Source organism: Pseudomonas sp. 65/3-MNA-CIBAN-0223 (genome assembly GCF_040310425.1).
Taxonomy (GTDB): domain Bacteria; phylum Pseudomonadota; class Gammaproteobacteria; order Pseudomonadales; family Pseudomonadaceae; genus Aquipseudomonas; species Aquipseudomonas gregormendelii.
In genome coordinates, this window is sequence record NZ_JBEOPV010000045.1 from 1 (window position 1) to 4,211 (window position 4,211).

General features: G+C 55.5%; 5 protein-coding genes and 2 tRNA genes. 3 read left to right on the top strand and 4 right to left on the bottom strand.

Going from position 1 to position 4,211, the window contains the following annotated elements; all coding sequences use genetic code 11:
* Positions 1–77 (top strand) — tRNA-Arg (locus tag AAEZ09_RS27785).
* A gap of 19 nt (positions 78–96) precedes the next feature.
* On the opposite strand, the gene AAEZ09_RS27790 is transcribed toward AAEZ09_RS27785, so the two are convergent.
* Positions 97–255, bottom strand: coding sequence for a hypothetical protein (locus AAEZ09_RS27790; RefSeq protein WP_350601566.1), 159 nt, complete (start codon positions 253–255; stop codon positions 97–99).
* 333 nt (positions 256–588) lie between these two features.
* Between AAEZ09_RS27790 and mgtE the strand changes: the two genes are divergently transcribed.
* A complete protein-coding gene (mgtE, locus tag AAEZ09_RS27795) occupies positions 589–2,031 on the top strand; it encodes a magnesium transporter (protein ID WP_045057442.1) in 1,443 nt (480 codons plus the stop codon).
* 103 nt (positions 2,032–2,134) lie between these two features.
* Here the strand turns inward: mgtE and AAEZ09_RS27800 are convergent, their stop codons facing one another.
* The 3 genes from AAEZ09_RS27800 to AAEZ09_RS27810 form a co-directional block, all read right to left on the bottom strand.
* Entirely contained in the window at positions 2,135–2,461 is a 327-nt protein-coding gene (locus AAEZ09_RS27800) for an Arc family DNA-binding protein (protein ID WP_003178899.1), read from the bottom strand.
* A gap of 495 nt (positions 2,462–2,956) precedes the next feature.
* The gene (locus tag AAEZ09_RS27805) at positions 2,957–3,136 is read right to left on the bottom strand and encodes a PA3371 family protein (RefSeq protein WP_045057441.1); all 180 of its coding nucleotides are present in this window, start codon (positions 3,134–3,136) and stop codon (positions 2,957–2,959) included.
* Positions 3,137–3,158: 22 nt separating this feature from the next.
* Positions 3,159–3,392 (bottom strand): hypothetical protein, encoded by a 234-nt coding sequence (locus tag AAEZ09_RS27810; RefSeq protein WP_045057440.1) that lies wholly within the window; start codon positions 3,390–3,392, stop codon positions 3,159–3,161.
* 279 nt (positions 3,393–3,671) lie between these two features.
* Between AAEZ09_RS27810 and AAEZ09_RS27815 the strand changes: the two genes are divergently transcribed.
* Positions 3,672–3,748: transfer RNA gene (locus tag AAEZ09_RS27815), tRNA-Arg, on the top strand.
* Positions 3,749–4,211: the final 463 nt, after the last annotated feature.

Here is a 4,211-nt window from a genome sequence, read left to right on the forward strand (position 1 = left end):
GCACTCGTAGCTCAGCTGGATAGAGTACTCGGCTACGAACCGAGCGGTCACAGGTTCGAATCCTGTCGAGTGCACCAAACACCAAAAAGCCCGCCTCTAAAGCGGGCTTTTTGCCGTCTGGGATTTGCCTTCTTCCTCAATGCCCCTTCTCTCATCCAATTGCACCACCGCGCTGCGGTGAAGTGTCGTGGCTGCTGCGCGGGCCTGGCAGGCAGAAAAATCCAGCCAGGAAAAATAATAGCCAAGCGATGGCATTAATCGTTCTCCATGACGGTCCTAGAGGAGGGTGGCCGCTACATTTTCCTCAAGCACTGTGTTTTCTCTTGGCCATGGGTCGTCGCACATTAAACGGTCAGGGCGGCACTCAGGTTTGTCTTGCAAGCGCTTGTTTCCAGCCGCGATTTTTTAACGTTTAAAACTCCCCGGCGGTGTATGATTGCGCCCGTCAGCCCCGCCGGGGCTTGTGGAATACCTTCATGGACTTACCCAGTAGTTACTTAAAGAGTCACTTGAAATCCCGATTGTCCAATCATGAATTGACTGATTGATCCTCCCGGCGTGCCCCGCTGCTGGGAGTGGAGTTCGCCTATGTCTGAAGTTGAAGTAAAGAAAACGCAAGAAAGCCTGCAAGACCGCCTCGCTCAAGTCGTTGAGCTGTTGCAGCGCCAACGTGTGGTCGAAGACCTGACGCACCGTCAGGAAGGGCCGCACCACGAACGGGTCGAAAACCTGGTTCACCGGCAGAACCTGGTCGAGCTGCAACGCAAGCTCGATGACCTGCACTCCGCCGACGTCGCCTACATCCTCGAAGCGCTGCCGCTTGATGACCGCCTGACGCTTTGGAAGCTGGTCAAGGCTGATCGCGACGGCGACATCCTGCTCGAAGTCTCTGATTCGGTCCGTGAGACCCTGATCGCCGACATGGACGATCACGAGCTCCTGGCAGCAGCCAAGGACATGGACGCCGACGAACTGGCTGACCTGGCCTCCGAACTGCCGCGCGACGTCGTGCACGAGCTGATGGAAACCCTCGATGGTCAGCAGCGTGAGCGCGTGCGCTCCGCGTTGTCCTATGACGAGGAGCAGGTTGGCGCGCTGATGGACTTCGAGATGGTGACGATCCGCGAGGATGTCAGCCTGGAAGTGGTCCTGCGCTACCTGCGGCGCTTGAAAGAGTTGCCGGGTCATACCGACAAGCTTTTTGTCGTCGATTACGACGGCGTGCTCAAGGGTGTCCTGCCGATCAAGCGTCTGCTGGTCAACGACCCCGACAAGCAGGTTGCGGAAGTGATGGCCAGCGATCCGGTGAGCTTTCACCCGGACGAAGATGCCTACGACGCGGCCCAGGCGTTTGAGCGTTATGACTTGATCTCCGCACCCGTGGTCGACAAGAACGGCAAGTTGATAGGTCGTCTGACGATCGATGAGATGGTCGACCTGATCCGTGAAGAGAGCGAAAACGAAGTGCTCAACATGGCGGGTCTGCGTGAAGAGGAAGACATCTTCGCGTCCGTCTGGAAGTCCCTGCGTAACCGTTGGGCCTGGCTGGCAGTGAACCTGGTCACCGCCTTCATCGCCTCGCGGGTCATCGGCCTGTTCGAAGGCTCGATCGAGAAGCTGGTAGCACTGGCGGCATTGATGCCGATTGTGGCGGGTATTGGTGGCAACTCGGGTAACCAGACCATCACGATGATTGTTCGGGCCATGGCCCTGGACCAAGTGAGCACCGGCAATACCTCGCGATTAATGCGCAAGGAGCTGGCGGTAGGCCTGATCAACGGGCTGGTCTGGGGTGGGGTTATCGGCATCGTTGCCTATCTGCTCTACGGCAGCTGGTCGTTGGGGGTGGTGATGACGGCCGCCATGACGCTCAACCTGTTGCTTGCGGCATTGATGGGGGTGCTGATCCCCATGACGCTGGCCCGGCTGGGACGAGACCCGGCAATGGGTGCCAGCGTAATGATCACTGCCATGACCGACAGCGGTGGTTTCTTCATCTTCCTGGGGCTGGCAACTATCTTCCTGCTCTGACCTGCAGAGCTAAAAAACCCGCCCTCATCAGGCGGGTTTTTTTAGGCCTGGATTTCAGGCAAAAAAAGCCAGCAATTAAGCTGGCTTGGGGAATTCGGCTGAATCAGGACGCGTCTGCAGCCATCTCGGCGTCATGGGCGATCAGTGAAACCAGCGCGTTTTGCTGGCGATGAGAAAGTTGGCGGAAGCGTTGCAACAGTTCGCGTTCGTGCAGTGACAGCTCCGGGCTGTCCAGGCGCATGCTCAGCTCTTCGCCCAGCGCACCTTCCTGAATAAGGCTTTGCTCAAGGCGTGCAATAATTTCGGAGTTCATGCTGCGATGATGATTGCGAGCCACTTCGGCAATGCGTTCACGCATTCCGTCTGGCAGACGTACGACAAACTTGTCAGCCGTACGGCTGGAATAAATTGCCTGTTTCAATGGGCGCATATATTTAACCGGTTAGTTCAGGGGAGCGGTTCTTGGGATTGGCCGCAGGATGTCTGATAGGACAAGCGTTCGGGCCAAATGTTCAACCTGAATTGATAGAAGCCCGCATGATGCCTCAAGATTGCCAGTTCGTTGGCGTCAATTCTGTGACAAATATTGAACCGGATAAAGGCTTTCTGCCAGCACCAATTATCAGAAATGCGGACTGGTTGGTAAGTTTGGCGGGCCCACGTCTCCGGTTGCCTGCTTCCCTGGCGGATGATGTCCGAAGACACCATAAGCTCGTGTCAAAGCGCGCCCTCATTGCGCCTTCTATTAGAGAGTAGTGGCAATTGGCCGATTTACTAGGGAGGACGTGTGGAGGAGGGGATATTCAGGATGGATGGCAGTCGAGTCTGCCTTGTCCGGCCGCTGGCCGACGATGAAGCTGCCTGGCGAAAAGCCAAGGGGCCCTTTGAGGCCCCTTGTTGCAGAGTGCAATTCGATCCGCAGGCGTTAGCGCAGTACGGGATCAAACTTGATTTTGCGACCGGCAATCAGCGCCAGCAGGAACAGGATGCCAGATACTGCGCACACAACCAGCGGCGCAGTCACAAGGGTATCCTCGATCAGGGCCACATGCAGCATGCCGCTCATTAGACATAAGGCGAGAAATCCTGTGGCCCATTTGGACATGCTGTGCTCCTGATGAAGAAATTCAAAATACCAGGCGATCCGAAGATGGCGTGATGGCGACCGCCATCGCCTGACTCGCGTCCTGTGCGGATGCGCGGGTTGGGTTGTTCATGACGGCAAGCTGAGGAGCCCTTTGCAGCTGAAGGTAGTGAGGCGTTCGCTGGTTGGCAGCGACCTCGTCATTCTCCGGCGCAAAATGAACACCCAGTACGATCGCCAGGGCGATTGCATTGGCTACTAATAGAGTGCTGTTCATGAGGCTGGCCTCCGCTTGTGTATGAAAGCAGTTAAAGCAGGCAGCATGCCAATGATTTATTGGCTTTTATCCCAATAAAATCAATAGGTTAGCGCTATTGGTAGGCATGCCTGCATTGCATTTTGCAAGAATGGGATTTTTGCCCTGGTGCAATCTGCACGATGGGCGTGAATTTCCTGACGAAAATGCCTACGCTTAAAAAGGGTGGGTACGACATGACAAACGGGGAACTGGCCGTTAACATGCAGGCCGTCCTTCGCAAGAGCGGTGGCGATCAGTGTCTCAGTAGCTCAATTGGATAGAGCATCCCCCTCCTAAGGGGAAGGTTGGCAGTTCGAACCTGCCCTGGGACACCAAATTATTCAGGCTCTTGAGCCCCTACTCTGATTAGCTGAAATATTGCTGCGAAAGCAGTATGGCGATGGGAGTAAAAAAGCCCCGCTTGCGTTGCGCAAGCGGGGCTTTTTTGTGGGTGGCATTCCTCGGTCGTTGTGGCGTGACTCGACCGTCACGATCCCAGGGGGGGCAGGGGCATCGGAAAATACTCAGCTATATAGTGTCAATCCTGAATGAGGGTCGCTTTAGCGAGGTCATCAAAGCTTCATAGGGGGGCTGTCTTGCCTCTCTCTATATAGAAGCGGTTGTCAGGAGGGGGCTTTGAATGGCGGTGTTGCTCTGTTTGAGCAGCAAATCAGCCCTTTTGATAGAAATCCAGAATCAGTGCTTGACGGCAGATCTCAGGTGTCTATAATTCGCCCCACTTCCGGCGCAGTCGAAACGGAAAACTCCTTGGTAAACAATGAGTTACGCAGTTTTGAC